Raw genomic sequence first — 23,197 nt, forward strand, 5'->3', positions numbered from 1 at the left:
GGCTCGGGGCGCGGCGGCCACACCTGGGGGCCGGGGCGTCCGGGCTGCCGCTCGGCGGGCGGCGTCCCGCCCTTGCCCTGGCGGGCGCGCGCGAGTTCGCGCTCGAGCCGCCGCTTCTCCATCTCGAGGGTGGTGAGCGACTCCTCGTGCTCCTCGCGCAGGTCGCGCAGGTCGCGGCGGGCGCGCAGGATGCGTCCGGCGCCCATGAACGTGAACATCATGCCGATGACGAAGACGGCCGCGACGGCGGCCCCGGCGACGAACACCTGCCATTCGTTGCCGACGACGGGCACATCCTGGCCGAAGACGACCAGTCCGGCGGGGTCGTTGTTGGCGAGCAGGACGCCCGCCCCGACCGTGATCGCCGCCGCTACCAGGAGGAATCCGACGAAAACCATGTGCAGAGCTCCTCTGCTGTGACTCCGGAGGGGGTACGGAGGAAACCCACCATGCCAGACACCCCCTACCGAGAACCGAAAAATCAGCATTCGTCCGAATCGGGTTCCGCTCCCCTCGCCCCGGGTACCCATCGAGGACGCCGAGGCCGCGCGGGCCGTCCGCGCGGTCCCGCGAGAACGGCCGCGGCTTTCGAGACATCCGACACACCAGACGCACCCGCGAAGATCCGGAGGACGACCATGCCCCTGGAGGCCATCGTGTTCGACCTGGACGGGGTCCTGATCGACTCCGAGCCCGTCTGGGAGGACGTCCGGCGGGCCTACGTCGCCGAGCTCGGCGGGCGCTGGCTGCCGGACACGCAGGAGCGGCTGATGGGGATGAGCACCGACGAGTGGGCCGCGTACATCGCGTCCGACCTGGTCGACGGGGTGTCCGCGGAGGACGTCGCGTACGCGGTGATCGACCGGATGTCGCAGCGGTACGCCGCGCACCTGCCCGTCCTGCCGGGCGCGCGCGACGCCGTCCGCCGGATGGCCGCGATCCGCCGCCTGGGGCTCGCCAGCTCGTCCCCGCGCGCGCTGATCGACATCGTCCTCGGCCGGCTCGGCGTCGACGCGCTGTTCCCGGCGACCGTCTCCACCGAGGAGGTCGACCGGGGCAAACCGGCACCGGACGGCTACCTCATGGTCGCCGCGCAGCTCGGGGTGCCCGCGGACGCGTGCGTCGCGATCGAGGACTCGTCCAACGGCCTGCGCTCCGCGCACGCCGCGGGGATGCGGGTGGTCGCGATCCCGCGCCCCGCGCACCCGCCCGCGCCGGACGCCCTGGAGCTCGCCGCCCACGTCGCGGACGACCTCGACGGCCTGACGGAGGAGGTTATCCACAAGGTGGCGAAGTGACGCACCGTGTCGGCGGCGGCTCCTAGTATGGGCGGATGTCCTCCCCCGAGACTCCCGAGTCCTTCGTGACGGACGAGATCGACGAGACGCTGCGGCGCGTGTTCGGCTACGACACGTTCCGGGACGGCCAGCGCGACATCGTCCAGCACGTGGTCTCCGGCGGGGACGCGCTGGTCCTGATGCCGACGGGCGGCGGGAAGTCGCTCTGCTACCAGATCCCGGCGCTGGTCCGGAAGGGCACCGGCATCGTGATCTCCCCGCTGATCGCCCTCATGCAGGACCAGGTGGACGCCCTGCGGGCCCTCGGCGTCCGCGCGGGCTTCCTCAACTCCACCCAGGACCTGGACGAGCGCCGCATCGTCGAGGCGCAGTTCGCGCAGGGCGAGCTCGACCTGCTCTACCTCGCGCCCGAGCGGCTGCGGCTGCCCGCGACCGTCGAGCTGCTCGACCGCGGCGACGTGTCGCTGTTCGCGATCGACGAGGCGCACTGCGTGTCGCAGTGGGGGCACGACTTCCGGCCCGACTACCTGATGCTGTCCGGGCTGCACGAGCGCTGGCCGGACGTCCCGCGCATCGCCCTCACCGCGACGGCGACCGAGGCGACGCGCGCCGAGATCGCCTCCCGGCTCGACCTCGAGCGGGCCCGGCACTTCGTCGCGAGCTTCGACCGCCCGAACATCCAGTACCGCATCGAGCCGAAGACCGACGCGAAACGCCAGCTCCTGCGGCTGCTGCAGACCGAGCACCAGGGCGACGCGGGCATCGTCTACTGCCTGTCGCGCAACTCGGTGGAGAAGCACGCGCAGTTCCTCACCGAGAACGGCATCGAGGCCGTCCCGTACCACGCGGGGCTGGACGCGGAGACGCGCGCGACGAACCAGTCGCGGTTCCTGCGGGAGGACGGGCTCGTCGTCGTCGCGACGATCGCGTTCGGCATGGGCATCGACAAACCGGACGTCCGGTTCGTCGCCCACCTCGACCTGCCCAAGTCGGTCGAGGGCTACTACCAGGAGACCGGACGCGCGGGACGCGACGGGCTCCCGTCCACGGCCTGGCTCGCCTACGGCCTGCAGGACGTCGTCAACCTGCGCAAGATGATCGACTCCGGGGAGGGCGACGCGGCGTTCCGGCGCCGCCAGGCGACCCACCTCGACGCGATGCTCGCGCTGTGCGAGACGCCCGGGTGCCGCCGCGTCCAGCTGCTGAACTACTTCGGGCAGGACGCCGAGCCGTGCGGCAACTGCGACACCTGCATCACGCCGCCCGAGACGTGGGACGCGACCGTCCCGGCCCAGAAGGTCCTGTCGACGGTCGTGCGGCTGGAGCGGGAGCGGCGGCAGAAGTTCGGCGCCGGGCACATCATCGACATCCTGCTCGGGAAGAAGAACGCGAAGATCATCCAGTTCGACCACGACTCGCTGAAGACGTTCGGCATCGGCCCCGAACTCCGCGACGTCGAGTGGCGCGGCGTCGTCCGGCAGCTCCTCGCCCAGGGGCTGATCGCCGTCGAGAGCAACTACGGCGCGCTCGTCCTCACCGACGCGAGCGGCGAGGTGCTGCGCGGCGCCCGCCAGGTGATGATGCGCCGCGAACCCGAACGGACCGCCGCGAAGGCCGCCAAGTCCGCGAAGGACCGCAAGGCGCCCGTCGAGCTGCCCGCCGAGGCCGCGCCGCTGTTCGAGCGGCTCCGCGCCTGGCGCGCCGCGACGGCGAAGGAGCAGGGCGTCCCGGCCTACGTGATCTTCCACGACGCCACGCTCCGCGAGATCGCCACCGTGCGCCCGACGACCCTCGCCGAGCTCGGCGGCGTCGGCGGCGTCGGCGAGAACAAGTTGGCGAAGTACGGCGACCAAGTCCTCGAAACCCTCACCGCGACCGACTGACCCCGTCCCGGACAAGCGCCCGGCGTGGACGAGCCCCGGCGCCGAGTCGAACACCCCGCGCCCGCCCCGGACGGACGGGGCGAGGCGGGTCTCCGTCCCGCCGCCCGGACGGACGACGGGACGGTGGGGGATGTCAGGTCAGGGGGTGGGCCTGGATGACTCCGCCCGGGCCTTCGGCGAGCACGGTCGGGCGGCCGTCCAGGCTCGTGATCAGCACGGACTCCGCGGCACCCGGCAGCGGGTCGCCGACCTGCGCGCCCTCGGCGAGGTCCCAGATCCGGACGGTGCCGTCCTCGGAGCCGGTGACGGCGAGGGGGCGGCCGCCGACGGTGGCGGCGTCCAGGGCGTTGATGGGGTCCGGGTGGGCCGGGAGCGTCGCGAGGAGCGGCCGGTCGCCGTCCAGCGCCCACACCCGCACCTCGCCGCCGTCGCCTCCCGCGACCGCGACCGGGCGGTCGCCGAGGCGGGTCAGTGCGACGCCGCGGACGGGCTCCCCGTCCCCGGCCCGCCACCAGGCCGTCCGCCGCCGGGTGCGCAGGTCCCAGACGCCGACCATCCCGTCGTAGCCGCCGGCGATCAGTGCGGGACGGTCGCCGGCGGTGCCCGCGGCGAGATCGAGGATCGCCTCCTCGTGGTCGACGGCCAGTTCCGCGGGCTCGGCCTCGGACGGGTCCCACAGGGCGAGCCCGCCGCCGTAGTCGCCGGACGCGAACACCGTGGCGCCGTCGATCCGGGCGGCGGCGACGGCGGTGACCGGGTCGTCCTCCTCGTCCACCTGCCGGAGGACCTCGCCGGTCCGCAGGTCCCAGGCGGCCATGGCGTGGTTCTCGCTGCCGCCCACGATGACCAGCCGGTCGCCGTGCGGCGCCGCGGCCACGCAGTCGAAGTCGGGGTCGGCGTCGGGGTACTCGTCGAAGTGCGGCCGGAGCGGCGCCTTGGCCCAGACGTCCCCGGCGGGGTCCCACGTCCAGGCGCCGCCGTACTCGGCGACGACGACCAGGGACCGTCCGTCCGCCTCGATCACACCGATGTCGCTGATGGGCCGCCCGGAGGGCAGGGGGCTGCTGATGATCATTGCGCGACCCTAACGACCGCCGGTGACACCGACCGCGAACGCGTCTTCCGTTCGCGTGCTACTCGTAGACGGTCACGGGCACGCCGCGGTCGGTGAGCCGCCGCTCGATCAGGGGCTCCACCCGCTCCCAGCGTCCGCCCGCGAGCCCGCACCCGATGCGCGGCATGTGGACGCTCGCCGACAGGTCCAGCGCCTTCGCGCCGAGGGAGTCCAGGGCCCGGTCGAGCGCCTCGTACCGGATCGGCGGCCCGTTGCTGCTGGGCCTGATCCCCCGCTGGGCGACCATGTTCGCCACCCACACGTACCGCTCCACCTGGACGTACTGGACGGCGCCCAGCGCGAAGTCGTTCTTCGCGCGCCCGCGGTGCCACTCCCGGTACCGGGCCTCCGGCTCCTTCCAGCGGCGGGACACGGCGAGGACGAACCCCTTCCCCCAGCCGCCGAGATCGTTGCACACGTGCGCGATGACCTTGACGCCCTTCGCCTGCGGCGAGGTCGCGTCCCCCTTGATGTACCGGACACCCATGGCCGCACCGTAACCGGGACGTCCGACGGTCCTCAGTCCGAGAGCAGCCGGACGAGGTCGAGGTCGTCGCCGTGCACGTCGGCGAGCCACGCGTCGTGGACGTACGCGAACCCCAGCGTCTCCGTGTCGAGCACCCCGATGCTCCCGGGCATGACCTGCTGCCGCGGGTTGCAGGGCTCGCCGCGCTTCGCCTTCGGCTCCACGAGCTGCCCCAGGCAGTACGACACCGTCGCCCCGTACCGCCGCGGCCCGTTCTCGTGGTGGTAGTGGCCGCTCACGTGCACGCGCGGCCGGAGGCGCTCGATGAGCGCGGTCAGCTTCGCCGACCCCTGCACGGCGCCCCGGTAGCTCGACATCGCGTGGGGCCCGTCGTGCGTGACGAGCACGTCGACGGTGCCGGGTTCCACGTCGAGGAGCTTCGCGTAGGCGGCGGCGTCGAAGTCCATGTGCTCGGACTCGATCAGCCCGAGGAACGCGAACGTCAGGCCCGCCACGTCCGTGATCGTCCCGCACGGCATGTGGACGAACGCGCCCAGCGGGTCCACGGGCCCGTCCATGCCGGCGAGCCACGCGTGGTCCTCGTGGTTGCCGCTCACGAACAGGACGGACGGGATCCGCGCCAGCGCCAGCCGCACGCCCTCGGCGATTTCGGGCGCGGGCTCCAGCAGCCGGAAGAAGTCGTGCTGCGCGGGATGGTCGGCCCCGTACCGCCGCGACCCCTCGTCCCACCTGTCCGCCGAGGGGAACGCCCCGAGGTCCCCGACCTGGACGACCGCGTCGAGCCCCCCGCGGGCCTCCGCGAGCCGCGCGACGGCCCCCAGCGCGTGCAGCACGCACCCGTGCACGTCCCCGACGAACGCGATCCTCATCCCCGCCTCCGATCTCCTGTCCGGTATCGAAACGGGAACCGGGGGCCGTCCGCAAGGTCTGCCGGTCGATGGCGGTGACGGTGCGGAGGGTGAGGTGGGCGGCGGCGCCCGGCCGGTCAGCTCCGCTTCCCCGCGCCCAACTGCTCCTTGGTGAGGTGCGGGTAGTGCAGGTCGAAGGCGGGACGTTCGGTGCGGATCTTCGGGACCGCGGTGAAGTTGTGGCGCGGCGGCGGGCACGACGTCGCCCATTCGAGGGAGTTGCCGTACCCCCACGGGTCGTCGGTGCCGACGTCGCGGCCCTTACGGGCGGTGCGCCAGATGTTGTACAGGAACGGGAAGGTCGACAGGCCCAGCAGCGCGGCGCCCGCCGAGGAGACGAGGTTCAGCGTGGAGAACTTGTCGGGGTAGTCCGCGTACCGGCGCGGCATCCCGTTCACGCCCAGCCAGTGCTGCACGAGGAACGTGGTGTGGAACCCGATGAACAGCATCCAGAAGTGGATCTTCCCGAGGCGCTCGTCGAGCATCTTCCCGGTGAACTTGGGCCACCAGAAGGCGAACCCCGCGAACATCGCGAACACCACCGTCCCGAACAGGACGTAATGGAAGTGCGCGACGACGAAGTAGGAGTCGTGCGCCTGGAAGTCCAGCGGCGGGGACGCGAGGATCACGCCGGTCAAGCCGCCGAACAGGAACGTCACCAGGAACCCGATGGCCCACAGCATCGGCGTCTGCAGGACGATCTGGCCGCGCCACATGGTGCCGGTCCAGTTGAAGAACTTGATGCCGGTCGGGATCGCGATCAGGAACGACAGGAAGGAGAAGAACGGCAGCAGCACCGCGCCCGTCGTGAACATGTGGTGCGCCCACACGGTCATCGACAGGCCCGTGATGGCGATGCTGGCGAAGACCATCCCGATGTACCCGAACAGCGGCTTGCGGGAGAACACCGGGATGACCTCGGTGACGATCCCGAAGAACGGCAGCGCCACGATGTAGACCTCGGGATGCCCGAAGAACCAGAACAGGTGCTGCCACATGAGGGCGCCGTTGTGGGCCGGGTCGTAGATGTGGGTGTCGAAGGCCCGGTCGGCGTACAGGGCGGCGAGCGCCGCCGCGATGACCGGGAACGCCAGGACCACGAGCGTCGAGGTGAACAGGACGTTCCACGTGAAGATCGGCAGCCGGAACATCGTCATCCCGGGCGCCCGCATCGTGACGATCGACGTGAGGAAGTTGACCGCGCCGAGGATCGTCCCGACACCGGACATGATGAGCCCGAGCGCCCACATGTGCCCGCCGGGCCCGGGCGACCGCATGTCGTCCGACAGCGGCGGGTAGCCCGTCCAGCCGAAGCTCGCGGCGCCGTCCTGCGTCAGGAACCCGGAGATCGCGATGAGCGCGCCGAAGAGGAACAGCCAGAAGCTCAGCGCGTTCGTCCGCGGGAACGCCACGTCCGGCGCGCCGATCTGCAGCGGCATGATGACGTTGGCGAACCCCGCGAACAGCGGTGTCGCGAAGAAGAACATCATGATCGTGCCGTGCATGGTGAACATCTGGTTGTACTGCTGGTTGCTCACCACCTGAAGCCCCGGCTCCGCCAGCTCGCCGCGCATCACCAGCGCCATCAGCCCCGCGAGGGAGAAGAAGCTGAACGACGCGATGAGGTACATGTAGCCGATCTTTTTGTGATCGGTGGTGCTGAGCCAGTCCGCCAAGATCTTGCCGCGCGTCGTCCGGGCGGCCGGGATCGTGGAATCCGCCCGTCCGGACGGGCTTCGCACATCGGTCATCGTTGCTCCTGGGATGCGGGCATGGGCGGCGGACGTCGGGTCAGCAGGTCCGGGACGGTCCGGACGGCGCGGGCGCCGGCGGTTCCGCGGCCGGGCTCGCCCCCGGCCGCGCCCCGGTGGCCGTCCCGCGGCACGGCGGCCCGATGGACAGCACCGTCAGCGCCGTGAGGAAGACCGCCGCGGCCAAGCCCACGGCGGCGACGACCACCGCCGCGCGGGGCGGCCGCCACGCCACCGGCTCGACCGGCTCCGCGCCGGGCGGCGCGAACGCGGCGATGCGGCGGGCGAGCCGCGGGTCGTCCCGCTCCAGGCGGGCGTCGATGCGCCGCAGCAGGACCTGCTCCCGCCGTGACAGACCCATGACGCCCCCACCCGCCGAGTCCCGCGCGAACACCGTGCCGCCGATCGCGGTCGATGCTGCTCTCCCCCGCTGATCAGCGGAGACACCCGGCCTACGGAGCCATGACGCGACCTTGAACCGCGCCGCACCTTCAGGCGCCGCGCGGCACCGGCCCGACGCCGGCGCGGCGCCCCGGGCGCGCCGCGGCGTGGCGCTGCCCCGGCCCCGGACCCGACCGGGCCGCCAGCGCGTCGGCGACCAGCCCGGTCGCGAACGCGTAGACGGACTTGTGCAGCAGGTCCACCGCCAGCTCCCGCCGGGGCCACGTCTGCGGCGGGGCGCCCACGCCGGTCGCGTTCTCGAGGATCTGGTCGGCGGTCACCCGCACCACCGCGAACTTCGCCGACGACCACGGACCGCGCAGCCCCGCGTGCGCCATCACCGAGCGCAGCACCCCCAGCGCCGCCGCCTGCCCGATGTGCATGGCCCAATTCGCCGCCGCGGGCCGCCGGTCCGGCGGGTCGGGCATGCCCGTCAGCCGCCGCATCGTCCGTCCGGGGACGTGCGAGTCGGGACGGCCCGTGCACCACTGCTCGACGCGCTCGCCCGCGGTCATCACCGCGACCCCGGCCGTCCCGGCGACGAGCCCTTCCCCCAGAGTTCGCAACATGCGACGTCAGATACCCCGAGGCGGCGGCCTACTCCTCGCCGGGCGGGCTCTCGTAGTAGGCGGCGATCGCAGCGGCGCGGTCGCGGAGGGCGTCGCGCAGCCACTGCGGGGACAGCGCCTCCGCGCTCGCGGCGAGCCGCCACAGCGCCCACAGGGCGTGCCGCGCGTCCTGGAACGACATCTCGAGCCGCAGCCGGCCGTCCGGGTCGGTCTCCTCGGCGAGGACGGCCAGGGCGGTGCCCGCCGCGTCGTCCCGCCGCGCCGGGTCGACGCGCGCCAGCACGACCACCTGGTCGCCGCCCGTCCGGAACCGGGTGCTGCGCTCCTGCCAGGCCCGGTCGAGGTCGACCCGGTCCGGCCGCTGCGCGGGTTCGGCGAGCTCCTCGGCGGCGCGGATCCGGGCCAGCCGGTAGGTGCGGTCCGCGCCGGACCGCGTCGCCAGCAGGTAGCCCTGGCCGCGCACGGTGACCAGGCCGATCGGGTCCACCGTGCGCCACTTCGGGGCCTGGTCGGCGGCCGCGTAGTGGATCCGCAGCCGGCGCCCGGCGAAAACCGCGCGCCGCACCTCCGCCGCCACGGCGTCCGGCACCTCCTCGTCGGACGCCCGGCGGGCCAGCAGGTCGGTCTCCGGCTCGATGAGCAGCCGCCGGGCCGCACCGGCCGCGGCGTCCCGCTGGCTCTCCGGCAGCGCGTCGACGACCTTGAGCATCGCCGACGCGAGCGCCGAGCCGAGCCCGAACACCTGCGCGCCGCGCCGCGACCCCGCCACCAGCAGCGCCAGCGCCTCGTCGTGGTTGAGGCCGGTCAGCTCGGTCCGGAAACCGGGCAGCAGCGCGAACCCGCCGTGCCTGCCGCGTTCGGCGTACACCGGGACGCCCGCCGCGGACAGCGCCTCGATGTCGCGCAGCACCGTGCGCGTCGACACCTCCAGCTCGCGGGCCAGCGCGCCCGCCGTCAGCCGGCCGTGCTGCCGCAGCAGCAGCACCAGCGAGACCAGCCGGTCGGCGCGCATGCGCGAACGTTACCGAAATACACGACAGAGGATGTCGTGATTCGCTGGAAGGCTCCTCCACGCGACCGGGAAGCGGCGGCCGCCGGGCCCCCGCACGCCGGTGAACCGAATGGAGAAGACATGGCATTGGAACGTACCGCGGTCAACCCGTGGCCGTGGTCGACGGAGCTGGGCTACAACCAGGGCGAGGTCGTCACGGGCGACACCCGGACGCTCTACTGCTCCGGGCAGACCGCGATGAGCGGGGAGGGCAAGCCCCGGCACCCCGGCGACATGGCCGCGCAGCTCGCGCTGAGCCTCGACAACCTGGAGGCCGTGCTCGGCGAGGCCGGCATGTCCCTCGCGAACCTCGTCCGGCTCAACGTCTACACCACCGACGCCGACCGGCTGTTCGAGCACTACGGCGTCCTGGCGTCCCGGCTCGGCGCCGCCGGGGTCGCGCCGACCACCACGATGCTCGGCGTGACGCGCCTGGCGATCCCCGACCTGCTGGTCGAGCTCGAAGGCACCGCCGTCGCCTGACGTCCCCCGCCGCCTCCGGCCCACGCCGGAGGCGGTCCCGGCGCCGGGTCAGGCCGCGCGGCGGTGGTTCTGCGGCGCGATGCCCAGGACGTCGTAGAGGTGCAGGCCGCGGGCGGCCCAGTCGGTGAGGGACGCGCGGTCGATGAGGTGCATGCCGGCCATCGCGGCGAAGTCCCGGGCGGGCTTGGTGTAGACGTTCGTGGTGACCACGAGCGTCAGCCCGGCCTGGTAGACGGGACGGGCGGCGCCCGCGACCCTCTGGACGTCCTGGGAGCCGACCTTCGTCTTGGGGCCGTAGTGCTTGGCCTGCACCATCCAGGTCTCGCCGAGGACGGGGTCGAACCCGACGACGTCGCCGGAGAAGTCGCCCGGCTTGCCGACGTGCTCGGCGGCGACGCCGTCGCGGCGCATCAGGTCGCGGACGGCGAACTCGAAGTCGAGCCAGGACATGGCGTCCAGCTCGCCGATCGTCCACGACCGGTCGGCCAGCCGGGCCCGGCGCGCCTGCTCGGCCGCCCACCGCGCCCGGCACCAGCGGTCGGCCGCCCACCACAGCACGGCCAGGACGGGCAGCGACACGTACCAGTGCTCGACCGCCAGCCGCGCCGACACGATCGCCAGGACGGCGACCGCGACGCCGCCGAGCACCGCGCAGGCCCAGCCGTTCGCGCTGCGGGGCGGCGAGAGCCGCGCCGCCCAGCCGGGGACCAGCCACCGGTGCCGGTCCTCGTCGTACGGTTCCGGCCGCTCCCGCATCCGCCCGCCCCCCTTTCCCGCAACGCTCTCACCGTTGAGGGAAGCACGGGTTCCCGGCGTGTTCCGCGGACGATGCCGCGCTCCGTCCGCATCCGGCCACGGGCACCGTCCGGTCCTGCGGCACAATTCCGCCATGTCGCCCACCGCCGAACTGATCGCGGCCGTGCGCGGCCGCGATCCGCGGACGGCCGAGGAACTCCTGCGCGCGGGCGCCGACCCCGACGCGGTCGACGGCGACGGCACCGCCGTCCTCGGACGCGCCGCGGCGAACGCCGACGCGGCGACGGTCGGCGTCCTCCTCGCCGCCGGAGCCGACCCGGACCGCCGCTCCCGGGGCGGCGGCGCCCCGCTCATGCTCGCCGCGGACGCGGGCGCCGTCGAAGCCGTCCTCGAACTCTTCGGCGCCTCGCCCCGGCTGTCCCTGCGGGACGACCGGGGCCGCACGGCGCTCGACCTGGCGCGGGCGTGGCTCGGCGTCGACCCGGAGGCGGAGCTGCGGCGGCGCCTCGGCGCGGACGCGGTGACGGTCGAGCGCGAACCCGCGCCCGACGAAGGGCTGGGTTCGTCCGAGACGATCCGGATGGTCGCGCCGCACGGAAGCCTGGAGGTCCGGACGGGCCATGCGGCGGTGGCGACGGAGCTGGAGCGGGCGCTCGGGATCCGCGTGCCGTTCGGGGAGCTGATGGCCAGGGCGCTCGCGTACGACGACCCGGACCACGTCGGCCGCTGGTTCCCCGCGGCGGCGCTGGCCGAGCGCCGCGACGACGAGACCTTCGCCCTGGCCGCCGAGGCGGCCGCCTCGGCGGAGCGGGACCGGCGCCACTTCGCGGCCGAAGTCCTGCTCCGCTACGGGCTGGACGGCGACGGCCCCGAGGACCTCGCCGAACGCACCGTCGACCTGCTCCGGCGCCGGGCCGTCCTGGAGCGCGACCCGTCCGTCCTGGAGCGGGTCATCACGGGCCTCGGCGAGCACGTCCGGCTCCGCGCCCTGCCGGAGATCCGCATGCACGCGGCCCACCCGGCGGCTTCCGTCCGCGGCGCCGTCGCGTTCGCGCTGTGGCAGTTCGCGCCCGCCGGCGACACCGCCGCGCTCGCGACCCTGCTCGCGCTCTGCCGGGACCGGGACGCGCACGTCCGGCGCCCGGCGATGCTCGCGCTGGCCGACAGCGGCGCGGACACCCCCGCCGTCCGCGCGGCGCTGGCCCGCGGACTGGACGACCCCGACGCGCGGGCCGCCGTCCACGCGGCGCGCGGCCTCGGCCTCCGCGGCGACCGCCGGGCCGACCTGCCGCTCGTGCGCGCCTTCCTGGACGCCGCCGAGGACGGCGATCCCGAACTGTCCCCGGCCTGGGACGTCCTGAGGGGCTGGCCCCGCGACCGGTTCGACCGGCTTCGCGAAGCCCTGCGGTAGGCGGCGGTAGGGTCGCGGGGTGCGCATCGTTGCGGTCGCCGACACACACACGTACCACCACGAACTCGACGTCCCCGAAGGCGACGTCCTGGTGCACGCGGGCGACCTGTGCCGGCGCGGCGAGGACCTCCGGGAACTCGAGGACGCCGCCGACTGGATGCACGCCCTCCCGCACCGGACGAAGGTCGTCGTCGCCGGCAACCACGACCGGATGTTCGCCGACGCCCCCGCACGCGCCCGCGCCGTCCTGGCCGAACGGGGGATCGTCTACCTGGAGGACGGCGGAACCGAGATCGACGGCGTGTCCTTCTGGGGCAGCCCGTGGCAGCCGGAGTTCAACGAGTGGGCGTTCAACCTGCCGCGCGGCCGTCCGCTGGCGGACAAGTGGGCCCTGATCCCCGACGGGGTGGACGTCCTGGTCACGCACGGCCCCCCGCTCGGCATCGGCGACGCCGGCGCCCTGCCCGGCCGCGAGGGCTGCGCCGACCTGCGTGCCCGGGTGCGGCGCGTCCGTCCGAGACTGCACCTGTTCGGGCACATCCACCAGGACGGCGGCCTCTGGCACATCGACGGGACGGCCTTCGCGAACGTCACCACGTGGGAGTGCGAGCGCGGCCCGACGGTCGTCCGGCTGGACGCCGGAGGCGCCGTGGGCGAGGCCGTCCCCCCCGCACGCGCCCGCTGACCCGGCCGGACGACGGCCGCGCCCGCGCCCGTGTCAGGAGCCGTTCTCGTTCTTGACCGTGTCGAAGACGAGCGTCCGCCAGTCCTCGGGGAGCTTCTCGACGACGCCGACCTCCTTCATGAACTCGCCGATCTTCAGCAGCGAGTGCGGGGTCGTCGTGAACTCGATGCCCTTGTAGGTCAGGTACTCCTCGTACTCGGCCGGGGCGATCTTGCCCTTCTCCGCCTTCGACAGGATCCGCGCGGCCTCGGCCGGCGACTCGACGATGAGCTCGTTGGCCTTGGCGAGGTTGCGGTGCACGGCGTCCAGCACGTCCGGGTTGCGCTCCGCGTACTCCTCGGTGGCCACCAGCGTGTTGAAGCCGTGCCGCCCGAACAGGTCGTAGCTGTCCACGAGCTTGCGGGCGCCCTGCTCCACGGCCTGGAACTGGAACGGGGGCGAGGTGTAGGCGGCGGCGATCTGCCCGCCGATCAGGGCCTGCAACGCGTCGGGATGCGCCATCGAGGCGATGTTCCTGTCGAGCGCGTGCGGGTCGCCGAGCTGCTGCTGGGCGGCCTTCTGCAGCATGACCGACTGGATCGAGCCAGGGGCGATGGCCGCGATCCGGTCGGTCGGCCGGAAGTCGCCGAGGCCCCTGAAGCGGGAGTCCTTGGCGACCAGCCAGAGCGGCATGTCGTTCAGCGACGCGATGATCTTCCACGGGACGCCCGCGCCCCAGCCGATCAGGAACGGGCCGATGCCGCTGCTGCCGAGGTGCAGCCGTCCGGACACGAGCCCGTCCCGGGTGGCCGCGCCGCCGCTGACCGTCCGCCAGCCGATCGTGCGGCCGGGCAGGTCCTTCTCCAGCCAGCCCTGGGACCGGATGATGATCAGAGCGGCGTAGCTGATTCCCGACCCCTGGGAGATGATGATCTCCCTGCCGGACCCGGAGCCGCCCGCGCCGCCGCACGCCGCGGTCAGCGCGAGCGCGCCGAGACCGGTCGCGCCGAGGCGCAGCGCGTCCCGCCGGCCGTAGGACGGCGCGGCGCCGCCGCGCAGGGGCACACGTACGGGGGACCGGGTCATGCCGTCGAGCCTTCTTTCATTCCCCAGCGGACGACCGTCCGCCGTTCGATCACGGTGAAGACGAGGTCGAGCGCGATGCCGATCAGGGCGATCACCACCAGCCCGGCGAACACGTCGGGGATCAGCGCGTAGAAGCGTGCGTTGTTGATGAAGAAGCCGAGCCCGCCCTCGGTGCCGGCCGCGCCGAACACCAGCTCGGCCGCGATGATGGTGCGCCAGCCGAACGCCCAGCCCGTCTTCAGCCCGGCGATCGCGTGCGGGAGGGCGGCGGGCATCAGCACGTGGAAGGCCAGCCGCGGGCGGGACAGGCCGAGGTTCCGGCCCACCATGACCAGCGTGGCGGGCGTCGTGCGCAGCCCCATGCCGACGCTGACGGTCATCGGCCACAGCACCGCGTTCGCCGTCACGAAGACCAGCGCCGTGTCGGTCAGCCCGAACCACAGCATCGCCAGCGGCAGGATCGCCACCGACGGCAGCGGGTTGATCATCGACGAGACGAGCGAGAGGACGTCGTCCCCCAGCGTGGTCGTCGTGGCCAGCGCGGTCAGCACGACGGTGAGCGCGACGCCGATCGCCATCCCGGTGCCGAGCAGGCGCAGCGTCGTCAGCGTGGAGGCGGCGATCTCCCCGTCGGCCACGCCCTCCACGAGCGCCGCCGCCACGTCCCACGGGCCCGCGAACACGAACGAGCTGACGCCCGACGCCGACGCGTAGAGCTGCCAGATCCCGATGAGGACGGCGAACACGACCGTCCGCCGCAGCCACGTCGGCAGCCGCGACCAGCCGCCCGGCTCCCGCCCGGCGGCGGGCGCCGCCGGGCTACTCGTAGACGCCGCCAACGACCTCCCCCTCCTCCGCGAGCAGGGACCGCAGCCGGTGCCGCGCGTCCGCGAACCCCGGCGCGTCCGGACCGTCCAGCCCGGCGACGTCCACGATCTCCGCCACCCGCGACGGCCGTCCGGCCAGCACCACGACGCGGTCGCCGAGCAGCACCGCCTCGTCGATGCTGTGGGTGACGAACAGCAGCGTCGCCCGCGTGCGCGCGGTGAGCGCGGCCAGTTCGCCCTGGAGCCGCCCGCGCGTCTGCGCGTCCAGCGCGCCGAACGGCTCGTCCATCAGCAGCATGAGCGGCCGGACGGCCAGCGCCCGGGCGATCGCCACCCGCTGCTTCATCCCCCCGGACAGCTGGTGGGGGTGCCTGTCGAGCGCGTCCTCCAGCCCCATCAGCTCGAGGTGCTCGACCGCGCGCCGCCGCGCCTCGGAACGGTCCACGCCGGTGACGCGGAGCGCGTGGACGACGTTGCCCAGCACCGTCCGCCACGGGAACAGCTGGTCGAACTCCTGGAAGACGCAGGCGCGGTCGGGACCGGGCCCCGGGTTCTCCCGGCCCCCGACGACGACGCGTCCGGCGGACGGCCGCAGGAACCCCGCGACGGCCTTGAGGATCGTCGACTTCCCCGAGCCGGACGGCCCCAGCAGCATGATCCTCTCGCCGCGCCGGACCTCGAAGGTCGCCTCCGCCACGGCGGGCACCGTCCGGCCCCGCCGCCGGTAGCCGATCGCGACCCGGTCCACCAGCAGCGCGCGGTCGTCGCCGCTACCGCCGGCCCGGTCCGCGGCCTGCGGCGCGGGTCTCACCGCGGCCCCCCTCGTTCTCGCACTGGCCCTCCTCCTCCGATTAGCCGCTATTCCTACCAAGAAAGACGGGAATACGGCAACGCGTCCGGCCCTCCGGTCTCAGCCGACGCGCCCGCCGGGCGCCAGGACCGGCGCATCCACCTCGACGGTCCCCGGGTACTTGATCCCGGCGCCCGTGTTGAGCACCACCACCCGCTCGTCCGCGCCGATCCAGCCCCGCTCCCGCAGCCGCCGCGCCGCCGCGAACGCCGCCGCGCCCTCCGGGCACACGAACACCCCCTCCAGCTCCGCGACCCGCCGCAGCTCCGCCAGCAGCTCCCCGTCGGAGACCGCCACCGCCGTCCCGGACGTCTCCGCCAGCGCGTCCAGGACGAGGAAGTCGCCGAGCGGCTTCGGCACGTTGATCCCGAACGCCGCCGTGGACGCGCCGTCCCAGTGCCGGGTCTCCCGCTCGCCGCGCTCGAACGCCCGCACGACCGGCGCGCACCCCTCCGCCTGCACCGCCACCAGCCGCGGCGGCGGACCCGAGATCCAGCCCAGCTCCCGCAGCTCCCCCAGCGCCTTGTGGATGCCGATCAGCCCGACACCGCCCCCGGTCGGGTACAGGATCACGTCGGGCTGCTCCCACCCGAGCTGCTCGACGATCTCGATGCCCATCGTCTTCTTGCCCTCCACCCGGTACGGCTCCTTGAGCGTCGAGGCGTCGAACACCCCGTCACCCGACGCCACCAGGTCCGCCACGATCCGCCCGGCGTCGCCGATCAGCCCGTCCACGAGCCGCAGATCGCCGCCCGCCGCCGCGACCTCCCGGCGGGTGATCTCCGGCGCGTCCACCGGCATGACGATCACGGCCGCGAGCCCCGCCCGCGCCCCGTACAGCGCCCACGCCGCGCCCGCGTTGCCGTTCGTCGGCATCGCCAACCGCCCGACCCCCAGCTCCGCCGCCCGCGACACCCCGACGGCCGCGCCCCGCGCCTTGAACGACCCCGACGGCACCAGCCCCTCGTCCTTCACCAGCAGCCCCGGCAGGCCGATGCTCCCGCCGTACCGGGGCAGCGGCAGCAGCGGCGTCATGCCCTCGCCGAGGCTCACCGCGGCCGCGGGATCCGCGACCGGCAGCAGCTCGTGGTACCGCCACAGGTCCGGCGCGCGCCCGGCGATCTCCTCCGGCCGCACCGACGCCCGCACCGCGGCCAGGTCGTAGCGGGCGAGCAGCGGCGACCCGCACTCGACGCACAGGTTCTGCCGGACCCCCGCGTCGTGCCGCACCCCGCAGCGCCCGCACTCCAGATGGGACAACCAGCTGTAGCTCATGCGTTCTCCTTGTCCGGTACCGAGGCACGAGGGTCGCCGGACTGGACGCGCGCGGCTTCCACGCCGCCGCGCCCGCGCCGACATTCCCTACTTATCCGATTGACTTGATCTGCTTCAGTGGGTCACGATCCTAGGGTGAATCCGAGTGAGGTCCTCACCGCACGGCTCCACGTCGATCTCCGACGGCAGGCCGGCGCGCTGTGTCCGCGCCGCTGACCCGCAGCCGTGTCCGACCTTCCGGAGGCCCCTCATGACGACCATCCACCGAGCACGCGCCGACGAACCGCGCCTCCTCGAGAACCCCCGCCTGGAGGACCTCGAGGAGTACCTGCGCGACCCCGAAGCCGACGTCCGCCGCGCCGCCCTCACCCGCCTCATCGCGAGCGCCCGCCGCGGACGCGGCCCCCGCGGCACCGGCGACGCCCTCGCCTGGGCGCTCGCCGACGAGCACCCGGCCGTCCGCCGCCTCGCCGCCACCGCCCTGCGCGACCTGCCCGAGATCTACCTCGGCGACGACGGCGTCGAAGCCCTCCTCCTCGCCGCCGCCCGCGGCCGCGACCCGTACGTCCGCGACACCGCCGCCGGCCTCCTCACCGACCTCACCGAGGGAGCCGGCGAACTCTACGCCCGCGGCCTCGACGACGGCGACGTCCAGGCCCGCGTCCAAGCCGTCCTCGGCCTCATCGCCCTGCACGCCGCCGCCCGGATGGCCGAGGCCGCCCACGACCCGGCCCGCGAAGTCCGCGTCGCCGTCGCCGACGGCCTCGCGCGCCTCGCGCACCCCGCCGGCCTCCCCGCCCTCACGCGCCTCCTCGCCGACCACGACCCCGTCGTCCGGACGGCCGCACTGGACGCCGCCGCCGCACTGCGCCCGTCCGGCCCCCTCGCCGACGCGGTCGCCGCGGCCCTCGACGACCCGAACCGGCAGATCCGCCGGCACGCCGCCGCCGCCCTCGCCCAGGCACCCCCCGCCGCGGCCATCCCCCCGCTCGTCCGCGCCCTGCACGACCCCACGGTCGACGTCCGCCGCGCCGCCATCCGCGCCCTCGCCCCCTGGCCCCCCACCCACCCCGAAGCCCACCGGGCCCTGACCGAAGCCCTCAACGACCCGGACCCCGGCCTGAGAGCCCAAGCCCGCCGCTCCCTCCCCTGACCGCGCCGTGCTCACTTAGGGCTTGCCGGTCGGCGATGAGGGCGGCCACGCGGTGCCGTCGACCGCGAGCCAGGGCGCGGAGGCCAGGGCAGTGGGCGTCAAGCCGGTGAACGTCTTGACCTCGCGGTGGAGGTGGGACTGGTCGACGTAGCCGCTCCGGGTGGCGACGTCCGCGGTGGGGTGGCCGGCTGCGAGAAGGTGGGCGGCGTGGTCGAAGCGCACCAGCCGGGCGGCGTGTTTGGGCGTGATGCCGAGCTGGGACCGGAACCGCGACCACAGCCGCTTGCGGCTCCAGCCGACCTCGTCGGCCAGGCGGTCGACCCGCACCCGCCCCCCGCGGGCGAGCGTCCGCCGCCAGGTGCGGGCGACCTCCGGATCGACCGGGGGACGGGCGCCGAGCCGCCGGGCGAGGAGGTCCGCGGCGATCGCGAACCGCTCGTCCCACGACGGGGCGGCGCGCAGCCTGTCCTCGACCCGCGCGGCGTCGCGGCCCCAGATGTCGGCGAGAGCCGCCAGGGTACCCGTGAGCTCGGACGACGCGCCGAGCACCGCGGCCGCCGCGTCCGGCTCCAGGCGGATCTGCAGGCACTCCCCGGTCCCGCGGCCGGTGGTCCGGAGATCGCCGGGGAGCAGGCCGACGACGACGCTGCCGCGCTCCCGCCGACCGGGTCCGTCGTGGACGATCCCTTCTCCGGCGGCCAGATCGATGAGGAGGGTGACGGACGGGTGCGCGACCATGGCGATGTCGACGCGTCCGGGGACCCGGTGGCGGAACCCGGCCATGCTGATCCCCGGCAGCCTGTGCGGCGAGCGCGGGACGGCGACTTCCACGTCCGCCCAGTCGAAGGGGGTTGGGGTCGGCGGCACCGCTCCAGCTTATGGCCGCCGCGCGAGGAGGCCGGGCGTCAGCGCCCCGCGAATTTCAGCAGCAGTTCGCTGGTGGCCCCGGGCGCTTCCAACATGGGCATGTGCCCGACGCCGGGCAGCGTTTCGACCCGCGCGCCCGGCACCGCTCCGTAGCGGTGCGCCGACGACGGCTCCCATCGGGGGTCGGCGGCGCCGAAGATCACCAGGACCGGGAGGCCGAGAGCGGCCAGGCGGTCGGGCAGGCTCCGTTCGGCGATGTAGGCGGTGTTCTTGCGCAGCGCCGTCCGGAATGTGCGGTACGTGGTGCTCCGGAGCTCGGCGACCATGTCCTCCGAGACGTCCACCGGCCGGGCGGCCGTCGCCTCGATGCCCCTGCGGATCATCGCGTCCGAACGTCTCGACCACAGCAGCGGGCCGACGGGCGGCCCCAGCAGCACCCGCAAGGCGAGCGGCTGCGGAAGGAGCGCATCGGGGGACGGTCCGGTGCTGATCAGCGCGATCGACCGCACCAGGTCGGGACGCCGTTCGGCGAGCGCGGTGGCGACGTAACCGCCGCTGGAGTGCCCGACCACGGTGACGCCGTCCACGCCGAGATCGTCCAGCACCGCCGCCACCCGTCCCGCGTGGTCGGGCACGTCGTGCGACTCCGCGGGCGGGGACTGGCCGCACCCCGGCAGGTCGACCCGGATGAGGTGATGGTGGCCGGCGAGAGCCGGGACCACCGGACTCCAGGAACCCCCCGAAGCCCCCGACCCGTGGACGAGCAGCAACGGCGCCGCCCGGCGCGAACCGTCATGAACCACGTGCATCCGATACGAGCGCTCAACCCCAGACTTGCTCATGCAGAGCACGATGCACCGGCGCTCGCCCACCTGTCTTGGACAAATGTTCCGCCGGGTCCGCTGCGGCACAGGGGCCGAACCGGCGATCACCGACCGGGACCCGATGTCCGGGCACGGCTGGTCAAGTCGGGCGTACCGGGCGCCAAAGTACGTCGGCGCGGATTCGGCGGTGGTCGGGTTCGAGCGGTACGGAGTGTCCGCGTGACTCGCCGAGGACGTCGCCGAAGGCCAGGCCGCGGCGTGGGAGTCGCTCGTCCGGTGGTAGGGGTGCCCGGTGTCCCCTGAAAGAGGCTCTGTTTCTGTCCTGACGTGGACTCAGGCCCACCATGGCCGGGTGCCCTCGCGGGCGACGTAGTCATGAAAGTCCATGTTGGCGATTTGTAGGTTGCACGCCATCGAACCGACCCTGTGCCAGGGCAGCACCGCGAGCTGCCCTGGGGTGTCGTACAGGTCGACAACGGTCAGCGGACGCCCAGAATCGGTGAAGGTCCTGGTGTCGGCGAGTGCTACGAGCGTGGGGGGATTCCCGGGCGGGACCAGTGCCGGGACCTGGCCAGGGTGCAGACCTTCGAAAGTCCGGTCGTCGACGACCAGGGCCGCCAGCGGGTAGTCCTCCACGTCGAAGTCGCTCGGGGCCAGATCCGCGCCGACCCAACCGTCCTCGTCGATCCCGCCGAACTCGGCGAGCAAAGCCTGCCAGCCGTCCTCGTCCTCGAACGAGGTGCGAACAAGAAGAGCTTCTGCCGTTGAGGCCAGCCCCGGAAAGTTTCGGTGCGGCTTCCACACCGGAGCGGGGAAAGCAGGGCGACCGTCGCCACCCTGGTAGACGCCGCTGGTGTCCATATCGCGCACCAGATCGTCGAACGTGAGCGCGCCGTCCAGCATCGCGGCCAAAACCTCGCGCAGACTGTCCGACCGAACACGGACAGCGCGACCAGGGATCAAAGCCAGGTCCACAAGCAGTGGGCCACCACCGCCGTAGACCATCCGATCGTCCACCAACACGACGACCGGCGACGCCGCCCCTTCGGCCGGGACGAGCGCCGGCAGGTTCCCTCCATACAGGAGGCCCCACCCCGTGTTCGCGACCAACCTGAGCCGCACTTCGCCGCTTCCCAAGACGAGCACGTCGCCGTGTCGGCACCCCGCGACCTCGCCGAGCACCCCTCCCCACTGCGCCTCTTCACCCGCGTAGCAGCTCGAGACCAGCAACACCTCACCGTCCGCAGCGGGGGGAAGCTCCGGAAACGACACGACGTCCCTCCAAACTCGACGGCGGCCACCATGGTGACCGCCGGGTAGGACAGTCGGGCCTACCGACGCCGCCAAGCCGCAGCGCATACCTCGATCCAGGCCGCAAGGTCGGGCACACCGTCGATCGTGAGCAGCGAGTACGGCGGAGAACCGTCCAGTGGCGTGACATCGTCGAATGCATGGTCCGGCGCGAAAAGAAGGAGCCGGCCACTGTCTCGATGCGCCAACGTGAGATTCCCGTTCGCCTCCACGGCAACGGCGTAGTACTCATCTGGATCGATGGGTATCTTCAGGCCGTCGTTCTCCCAAAGCCACGCGTAATCAGCCAGAACGTTCGAGACTCGTATGCGTGCCACCTCGGCCGTCAGCACCTGGTCCTGATTGCACCACCAAGTGCTGGGCTCGCCGAACCTCTCGACCATCCCGCCACAGAGCGTCCAGAAGCTCCCCTGCACCTGCGGGTAAGACGCTCCGTCCACATCCTCGGGCGGGCGGCAGAGCCATCCCCGTCGGCCGTCCGACGGCCCCCACGCCAGCAACTCGTACGCAGCGTCTCCGACGGAGACCGGGGTGAGAGTCGCCGAATCGAGCAGTGCCGACAGCTCAGGCAGTCCTTCGGCCGATCCGCGGTCCCACGGCCGCGACTCGCCCACCACGACGCCGTCTCCCGGCTCGAGGAACCACGAGACTTCCTGGAGAAACAACTCCCAGTCGCTCATGCCCCGATGATGGCAGGCCCACTCCCCCAACCGCCCGGGAAGCCCGCGAGCCGACTCCCCGCCTCAAGGACGACGGCAGCGCCGCGACCTCTCGTGCCCACCACGTGCACACCAGCACCCACGAAACGGACATCTGGAACGCGACAGGGGCTTCGTCGAAGATCTTGCTTTCGACGAAGCCCCTGGTCAAGCGGCGGAGGATCGGGGATTTGAACCCCGGATGGGCGTGAACCCAAACCGCATTAGCAGTGCGGCGCCATAGACCGGACTAGGCGAATCCTCCAGTGGCCCTCGGGCACAGGACAGGCTACCGGTTCGGCGTGCCGACCGGCAAAGCCTGAGCCCGGGTCACTGAAAGCATAGCCCGGAACCTCCGCATGCGGGGACGATCCGCTCCCGGGGCCGCGGGAGCGGAGGTCGTCACCGTCAGCCGCCCAGGCGGAAGTCCGAGTAACCGCAGGCTTCTCCGAGCTCCTGGCCGTGCTGCTGCATCTGGCTGATGTTCGGCGCACCACCCGAGACGTTGCCCGAGGACAGCTCCTTGAGGCTCTTGGCGACCGTCTCGAGGTCCCCGGCGAAGGCGGAGGCGGCGGACTCGACGTCGCCGCCCGCGTTCTGGCCCTCGCTGCGGATCGTGGACGCGGCGTCGATCCACTTGTCGGCGGTCTGCTCCGCGCCGCCGCCGGTGAAGGACGGGCTGCTGGACGCGATGCCGCGCAGCTCCGTCTCGATGTTCTTGCAAGCCTCGTCCTTCGCGCCACCGCCGGCGATGGAGCTCAGGGGGCCGCAGGCGGTGGACGTGAACAGGGCGCCACCGACGGCGAGGACGCCGACCAGCTTGGTGGCAGACATGCGCATGTTTGCTCCTTCTAGGGGGTTTTGAGCTTCGGACGAGGGTAGACCCCGCAGGTCACTTCCGTCTCGGTTACAGGTTCGGCGCCTGACCGCCACGAACGGTTCCGTGACCCGCGTCACGTCCGGCTCCCCGCCGAACCGATTCGCGGAGCACCCCGAGGACCCGGTACAGTAATCACCGGCAGGCACCCGTAGCTCAATGGATAGAGCATCTGACTACGGATCAGAAGGTTTGGGGTTCGAATCCCTACGGGTGCGCAACAGGTCAGAGGCCCCTTCCGGTCACGGAAGGGGCCTTTTGCGTTGGCCATGGGAGCCACATTGGGAGCCACGGACAGCGATCACGCTCTGAAGAGCGCCCCGCTCATCGCTTCGGCCGCCGCACGTTTGTCGTCCACCAGGATGTGACCGTAGACGTCCCGATGGCGATTTGGCCGGGAGTTCCGGAGTGAGGACGAGCGTCCGGCGCGACTTGGGCGTCTTTGACTCCCCGACGACGAGCCGAGTCTTCTCGCCGTTCGTCTTGTCCCGGGTCTTGATGCGCTTCACCACGTGCGTGAGCCGGATTGTGCCCGCGTCCCAGTCGACCGCTGACCAGTGAATTCTTGGCTTTGGTGTCGGGTGCCTGAGTCTTGGGGGGGTGTTGGGTGGGT

General features: G+C 72.9%; 25 protein-coding genes and 2 tRNA genes. 8 read left to right on the top strand and 19 right to left on the bottom strand.

What is annotated here, in order from left to right; genetic code table 11:
* The coding region (locus DMH08_RS28815; RefSeq protein WP_125618976.1) for a hypothetical protein at positions 1-398 on the bottom strand (398 nt) is incomplete at its 3' end.
* A gap of 240 nt (positions 399-638) precedes the next feature.
* Here DMH08_RS28815 and DMH08_RS28820 point away from each other — a divergent pair.
* Both DMH08_RS28820 and recQ read left to right on the top strand, forming a co-directional pair.
* A complete protein-coding gene (locus DMH08_RS28820) occupies positions 639-1,298 on the top strand; it encodes an HAD family hydrolase (protein WP_026404925.1) in 660 nt (219 codons plus the stop codon).
* A gap of 35 nt (positions 1,299-1,333) precedes the next feature.
* Positions 1,334-3,181 carry a DNA helicase RecQ gene (gene recQ, locus DMH08_RS28825; RefSeq protein ID WP_125618978.1) on the top strand — a complete coding sequence of 616 codons (1,848 nt, stop codon included), beginning with the start codon at positions 1,334-1,336 and terminating at the stop codon, positions 3,179-3,181.
* Positions 3,182-3,314: 133 nt separating this feature from the next.
* Here the strand turns inward: recQ and DMH08_RS28830 are convergent, their stop codons facing one another.
* The 7 genes from DMH08_RS28830 to DMH08_RS28860 all read right to left on the bottom strand — a co-directional run bounded on the left by DMH08_RS28830 (position 3,315) and on the right by DMH08_RS28860 (position 9,463).
* The gene (locus tag DMH08_RS28830; RefSeq protein ID WP_026404927.1) at positions 3,315-4,256 is read right to left on the bottom strand and encodes a WD40 repeat domain-containing protein; all 942 of its coding nucleotides are present in this window, start codon (positions 4,254-4,256) and stop codon (positions 3,315-3,317) included.
* A 58-nt stretch (positions 4,257-4,314) separates the two neighbouring features.
* On the bottom strand, positions 4,315-4,782 hold the full coding sequence (locus DMH08_RS28835) for a macro domain-containing protein (RefSeq protein ID WP_125618980.1): 468 nt from the start codon (positions 4,780-4,782) through the stop codon (positions 4,315-4,317).
* 32 nt (positions 4,783-4,814) lie between these two features.
* The gene (locus DMH08_RS28840; protein ID WP_125618982.1) at positions 4,815-5,651 is read right to left on the bottom strand and encodes a metallophosphoesterase family protein; all 837 of its coding nucleotides are present in this window, start codon (positions 5,649-5,651) and stop codon (positions 4,815-4,817) included.
* 116 nt (positions 5,652-5,767) lie between these two features.
* The gene (gene ctaD / locus DMH08_RS28845; RefSeq protein WP_125618984.1) at positions 5,768-7,441 is read right to left on the bottom strand and encodes an aa3-type cytochrome oxidase subunit I; all 1,674 of its coding nucleotides are present in this window, start codon (positions 7,439-7,441) and stop codon (positions 5,768-5,770) included.
* A gap of 40 nt (positions 7,442-7,481) precedes the next feature.
* Positions 7,482-7,802 carry a DUF3040 domain-containing protein gene (locus DMH08_RS28850; protein ID WP_125618986.1) on the bottom strand — a complete coding sequence of 107 codons (321 nt, stop codon included), beginning with the start codon at positions 7,800-7,802 and terminating at the stop codon, positions 7,482-7,484.
* Positions 7,803-7,932: 130 nt separating this feature from the next.
* A complete protein-coding gene (locus tag DMH08_RS28855) occupies positions 7,933-8,451 on the bottom strand; it encodes a hypothetical protein (protein ID WP_125618988.1) in 519 nt (172 codons plus the stop codon).
* A 28-nt stretch (positions 8,452-8,479) separates the two neighbouring features.
* Positions 8,480-9,463, bottom strand: a complete 984-nt coding sequence (locus DMH08_RS28860) for a helix-turn-helix transcriptional regulator (protein ID WP_026404932.1) — start codon at positions 9,461-9,463, stop codon at positions 8,480-8,482.
* A 126-nt stretch (positions 9,464-9,589) separates the two neighbouring features.
* On the opposite strand from DMH08_RS28860, the gene DMH08_RS28865 reads away from it, so the two are divergent.
* A complete protein-coding gene (locus DMH08_RS28865; protein WP_125619006.1) occupies positions 9,590-9,985 on the top strand; it encodes a RidA family protein in 396 nt (131 codons plus the stop codon).
* Between the two features lie 48 nt (positions 9,986-10,033).
* On the opposite strand, the gene DMH08_RS28870 is transcribed toward DMH08_RS28865, so the two are convergent.
* On the bottom strand, positions 10,034-10,741 hold the full coding sequence (locus tag DMH08_RS28870; RefSeq protein ID WP_125618990.1) for a restriction endonuclease: 708 nt from the start codon (positions 10,739-10,741) through the stop codon (positions 10,034-10,036).
* Positions 10,742-10,874: 133 nt separating this feature from the next.
* Here DMH08_RS28870 and DMH08_RS28875 point away from each other — a divergent pair, with 133 nt between their 5' ends.
* Positions 10,875-12,152 (top strand): HEAT repeat domain-containing protein, encoded by a 1,278-nt coding sequence (locus DMH08_RS28875; protein ID WP_125618992.1) that lies wholly within the window; start codon positions 10,875-10,877, stop codon positions 12,150-12,152.
* A gap of 19 nt (positions 12,153-12,171) precedes the next feature.
* The gene (locus DMH08_RS28880; RefSeq protein WP_026404935.1) at positions 12,172-12,837 is read left to right on the top strand and encodes a metallophosphatase domain-containing protein; all 666 of its coding nucleotides are present in this window, start codon (positions 12,172-12,174) and stop codon (positions 12,835-12,837) included.
* A 33-nt stretch (positions 12,838-12,870) separates the two neighbouring features.
* Here the strand turns inward: DMH08_RS28880 and DMH08_RS28885 are convergent, their stop codons facing one another.
* The 4 genes from DMH08_RS28885 to DMH08_RS28900 all read right to left on the bottom strand — a co-directional run bounded on the left by DMH08_RS28885 (position 12,871) and on the right by DMH08_RS28900 (position 16,854).
* Positions 12,871-13,902, bottom strand: coding sequence for an ABC transporter substrate-binding protein (locus DMH08_RS28885; RefSeq protein WP_125618994.1), 1,032 nt, complete (start codon positions 13,900-13,902; stop codon positions 12,871-12,873).
* Complete coding sequence (locus DMH08_RS28890) at positions 13,899-14,741, bottom strand: ABC transporter permease (RefSeq protein WP_026404936.1); 843 nt, start codon at positions 14,739-14,741, stop codon at positions 13,899-13,901. Before DMH08_RS28890 ends, DMH08_RS28885 begins: the two co-directional genes overlap by 4 nt.
* Positions 14,722-15,540: an ABC transporter ATP-binding protein gene (locus DMH08_RS28895; RefSeq protein WP_199748058.1), complete on the bottom strand. Its 819-nt coding sequence runs from the start codon at positions 15,538-15,540 to the stop codon at positions 14,722-14,724. Before DMH08_RS28895 ends, DMH08_RS28890 begins: the two co-directional genes overlap by 20 nt.
* A 99-nt stretch (positions 15,541-15,639) precedes the next feature.
* Positions 15,640-16,854 carry a threonine synthase gene (locus tag DMH08_RS28900; protein ID WP_125618996.1) on the bottom strand — a complete coding sequence of 405 codons (1,215 nt, stop codon included), beginning with the start codon at positions 16,852-16,854 and terminating at the stop codon, positions 15,640-15,642.
* A gap of 135 nt (positions 16,855-16,989) precedes the next feature.
* On the opposite strand from DMH08_RS28900, the gene DMH08_RS42860 reads away from it, so the two are divergent.
* Together DMH08_RS42860 and DMH08_RS28905 are read left to right on the top strand one after the other, a co-directional pair.
* On the top strand, positions 16,990-17,070 hold the full coding sequence (locus tag DMH08_RS42860) for a putative leader peptide (RefSeq protein ID WP_425248272.1): 81 nt from the start codon (positions 16,990-16,992) through the stop codon (positions 17,068-17,070).
* Positions 17,071-17,104: 34 nt separating this feature from the next.
* Entirely contained in the window at positions 17,105-18,007 is a 903-nt protein-coding gene (locus DMH08_RS28905; protein WP_125618998.1) for a HEAT repeat domain-containing protein, read from the top strand.
* Between the two features lie 15 nt (positions 18,008-18,022).
* On the opposite strand, the gene DMH08_RS28910 is transcribed toward DMH08_RS28905, so the two are convergent.
* From DMH08_RS28910 to DMH08_RS28935, 6 genes are all read right to left on the bottom strand, one after another.
* A complete protein-coding gene (locus DMH08_RS28910) occupies positions 18,023-18,874 on the bottom strand; it encodes a helix-turn-helix domain-containing protein (protein ID WP_233617871.1) in 852 nt (283 codons plus the stop codon).
* A gap of 38 nt (positions 18,875-18,912) precedes the next feature.
* Positions 18,913-19,596: an alpha/beta fold hydrolase gene (locus DMH08_RS28915; RefSeq protein WP_233617872.1), complete on the bottom strand. Its 684-nt coding sequence runs from the start codon at positions 19,594-19,596 to the stop codon at positions 18,913-18,915.
* Between the two features lie 435 nt (positions 19,597-20,031).
* Entirely contained in the window at positions 20,032-20,970 is a 939-nt protein-coding gene (locus tag DMH08_RS28920) for a DUF6924 domain-containing protein (protein ID WP_125619000.1), read from the bottom strand.
* Positions 20,971-21,029: 59 nt separating this feature from the next.
* Positions 21,030-21,689 (bottom strand): hypothetical protein, encoded by a 660-nt coding sequence (locus tag DMH08_RS28925; protein ID WP_125619002.1) that lies wholly within the window; start codon positions 21,687-21,689, stop codon positions 21,030-21,032.
* A gap of 194 nt (positions 21,690-21,883) precedes the next feature.
* Positions 21,884-21,972: transfer RNA gene (locus DMH08_RS28930), tRNA-Ser, on the bottom strand.
* A 143-nt stretch (positions 21,973-22,115) separates the two neighbouring features.
* Positions 22,116-22,547: a hypothetical protein gene (locus DMH08_RS28935; RefSeq protein WP_125619004.1), complete on the bottom strand. Its 432-nt coding sequence runs from the start codon at positions 22,545-22,547 to the stop codon at positions 22,116-22,118.
* 182 nt (positions 22,548-22,729) lie between these two features.
* On the opposite strand from DMH08_RS28935, the gene DMH08_RS28940 reads away from it, so the two are divergent.
* Positions 22,730-22,802 (top strand) — tRNA-Arg (locus tag DMH08_RS28940).
* Positions 22,803-23,197: the final 395 nt, after the last annotated feature.

Source organism: Actinomadura sp. WAC 06369 (assembly GCF_003947565.1).
GTDB lineage: Bacteria > Actinomycetota > Actinomycetes > Streptosporangiales > Streptosporangiaceae > Spirillospora > Spirillospora rifamycini.

What these genes read in the sequence shown, in the direction of transcription:
- DMH08_RS28875 (WP_125618992.1), top strand. Translation starts at nt 10,875, where the DNA reads ATGTCGCCCACCGCCGAACTGATCGCGGCCGTGCGCGGCCGCGATCCG.
- ctaD (WP_125618984.1), bottom strand. Translation starts at nt 7,441, where the DNA reads ATGACCGATGTGCGAAGCCCGTCCGGACGGGCGGATTCCACGATCCCG.
- DMH08_RS28905 (WP_125618998.1), top strand. Translation starts at nt 17,105, where the DNA reads ATGACGACCATCCACCGAGCACGCGCCGACGAACCGCGCCTCCTCGAG.
- DMH08_RS28885 (WP_125618994.1), bottom strand. Translation starts at nt 13,902, where the DNA reads ATGACCCGGTCCCCCGTACGTGTGCCCCTGCGCGGCGGCGCCGCGCCG.
- DMH08_RS28870 (WP_125618990.1), bottom strand. Translation starts at nt 10,741, where the DNA reads ATGCGGGAGCGGCCGGAACCGTACGACGAGGACCGGCACCGGTGGCTG.
- recQ (WP_125618978.1), top strand. Translation starts at nt 1,334, where the DNA reads ATGTCCTCCCCCGAGACTCCCGAGTCCTTCGTGACGGACGAGATCGAC.
- DMH08_RS28925 (WP_125619002.1), bottom strand. Translation starts at nt 21,689, where the DNA reads ATGAGCGACTGGGAGTTGTTTCTCCAGGAAGTCTCGTGGTTCCTCGAG.
- DMH08_RS28840 (WP_125618982.1), bottom strand. Translation starts at nt 5,651, where the DNA reads ATGAGGATCGCGTTCGTCGGGGACGTGCACGGGTGCGTGCTGCACGCG.
- DMH08_RS28935 (WP_125619004.1), bottom strand. Translation starts at nt 22,547, where the DNA reads ATGCGCATGTCTGCCACCAAGCTGGTCGGCGTCCTCGCCGTCGGTGGC.
- DMH08_RS28855 (WP_125618988.1), bottom strand. Translation starts at nt 8,451, where the DNA reads ATGTTGCGAACTCTGGGGGAAGGGCTCGTCGCCGGGACGGCCGGGGTC.
- DMH08_RS28850 (WP_125618986.1), bottom strand. Translation starts at nt 7,802, where the DNA reads ATGGGTCTGTCACGGCGGGAGCAGGTCCTGCTGCGGCGCATCGACGCC.
- DMH08_RS28900 (WP_125618996.1), bottom strand. Translation starts at nt 16,854, where the DNA reads ATGAGCTACAGCTGGTTGTCCCATCTGGAGTGCGGGCGCTGCGGGGTG.
- DMH08_RS28835 (WP_125618980.1), bottom strand. Translation starts at nt 4,782, where the DNA reads ATGGGTGTCCGGTACATCAAGGGGGACGCGACCTCGCCGCAGGCGAAG.
- DMH08_RS28820 (WP_026404925.1), top strand. Translation starts at nt 639, where the DNA reads ATGCCCCTGGAGGCCATCGTGTTCGACCTGGACGGGGTCCTGATCGAC.
- DMH08_RS28860 (WP_026404932.1), bottom strand. Translation starts at nt 9,463, where the DNA reads ATGCGCGCCGACCGGCTGGTCTCGCTGGTGCTGCTGCTGCGGCAGCAC.
- DMH08_RS28830 (WP_026404927.1), bottom strand. Translation starts at nt 4,256, where the DNA reads ATGATCATCAGCAGCCCCCTGCCCTCCGGGCGGCCCATCAGCGACATC.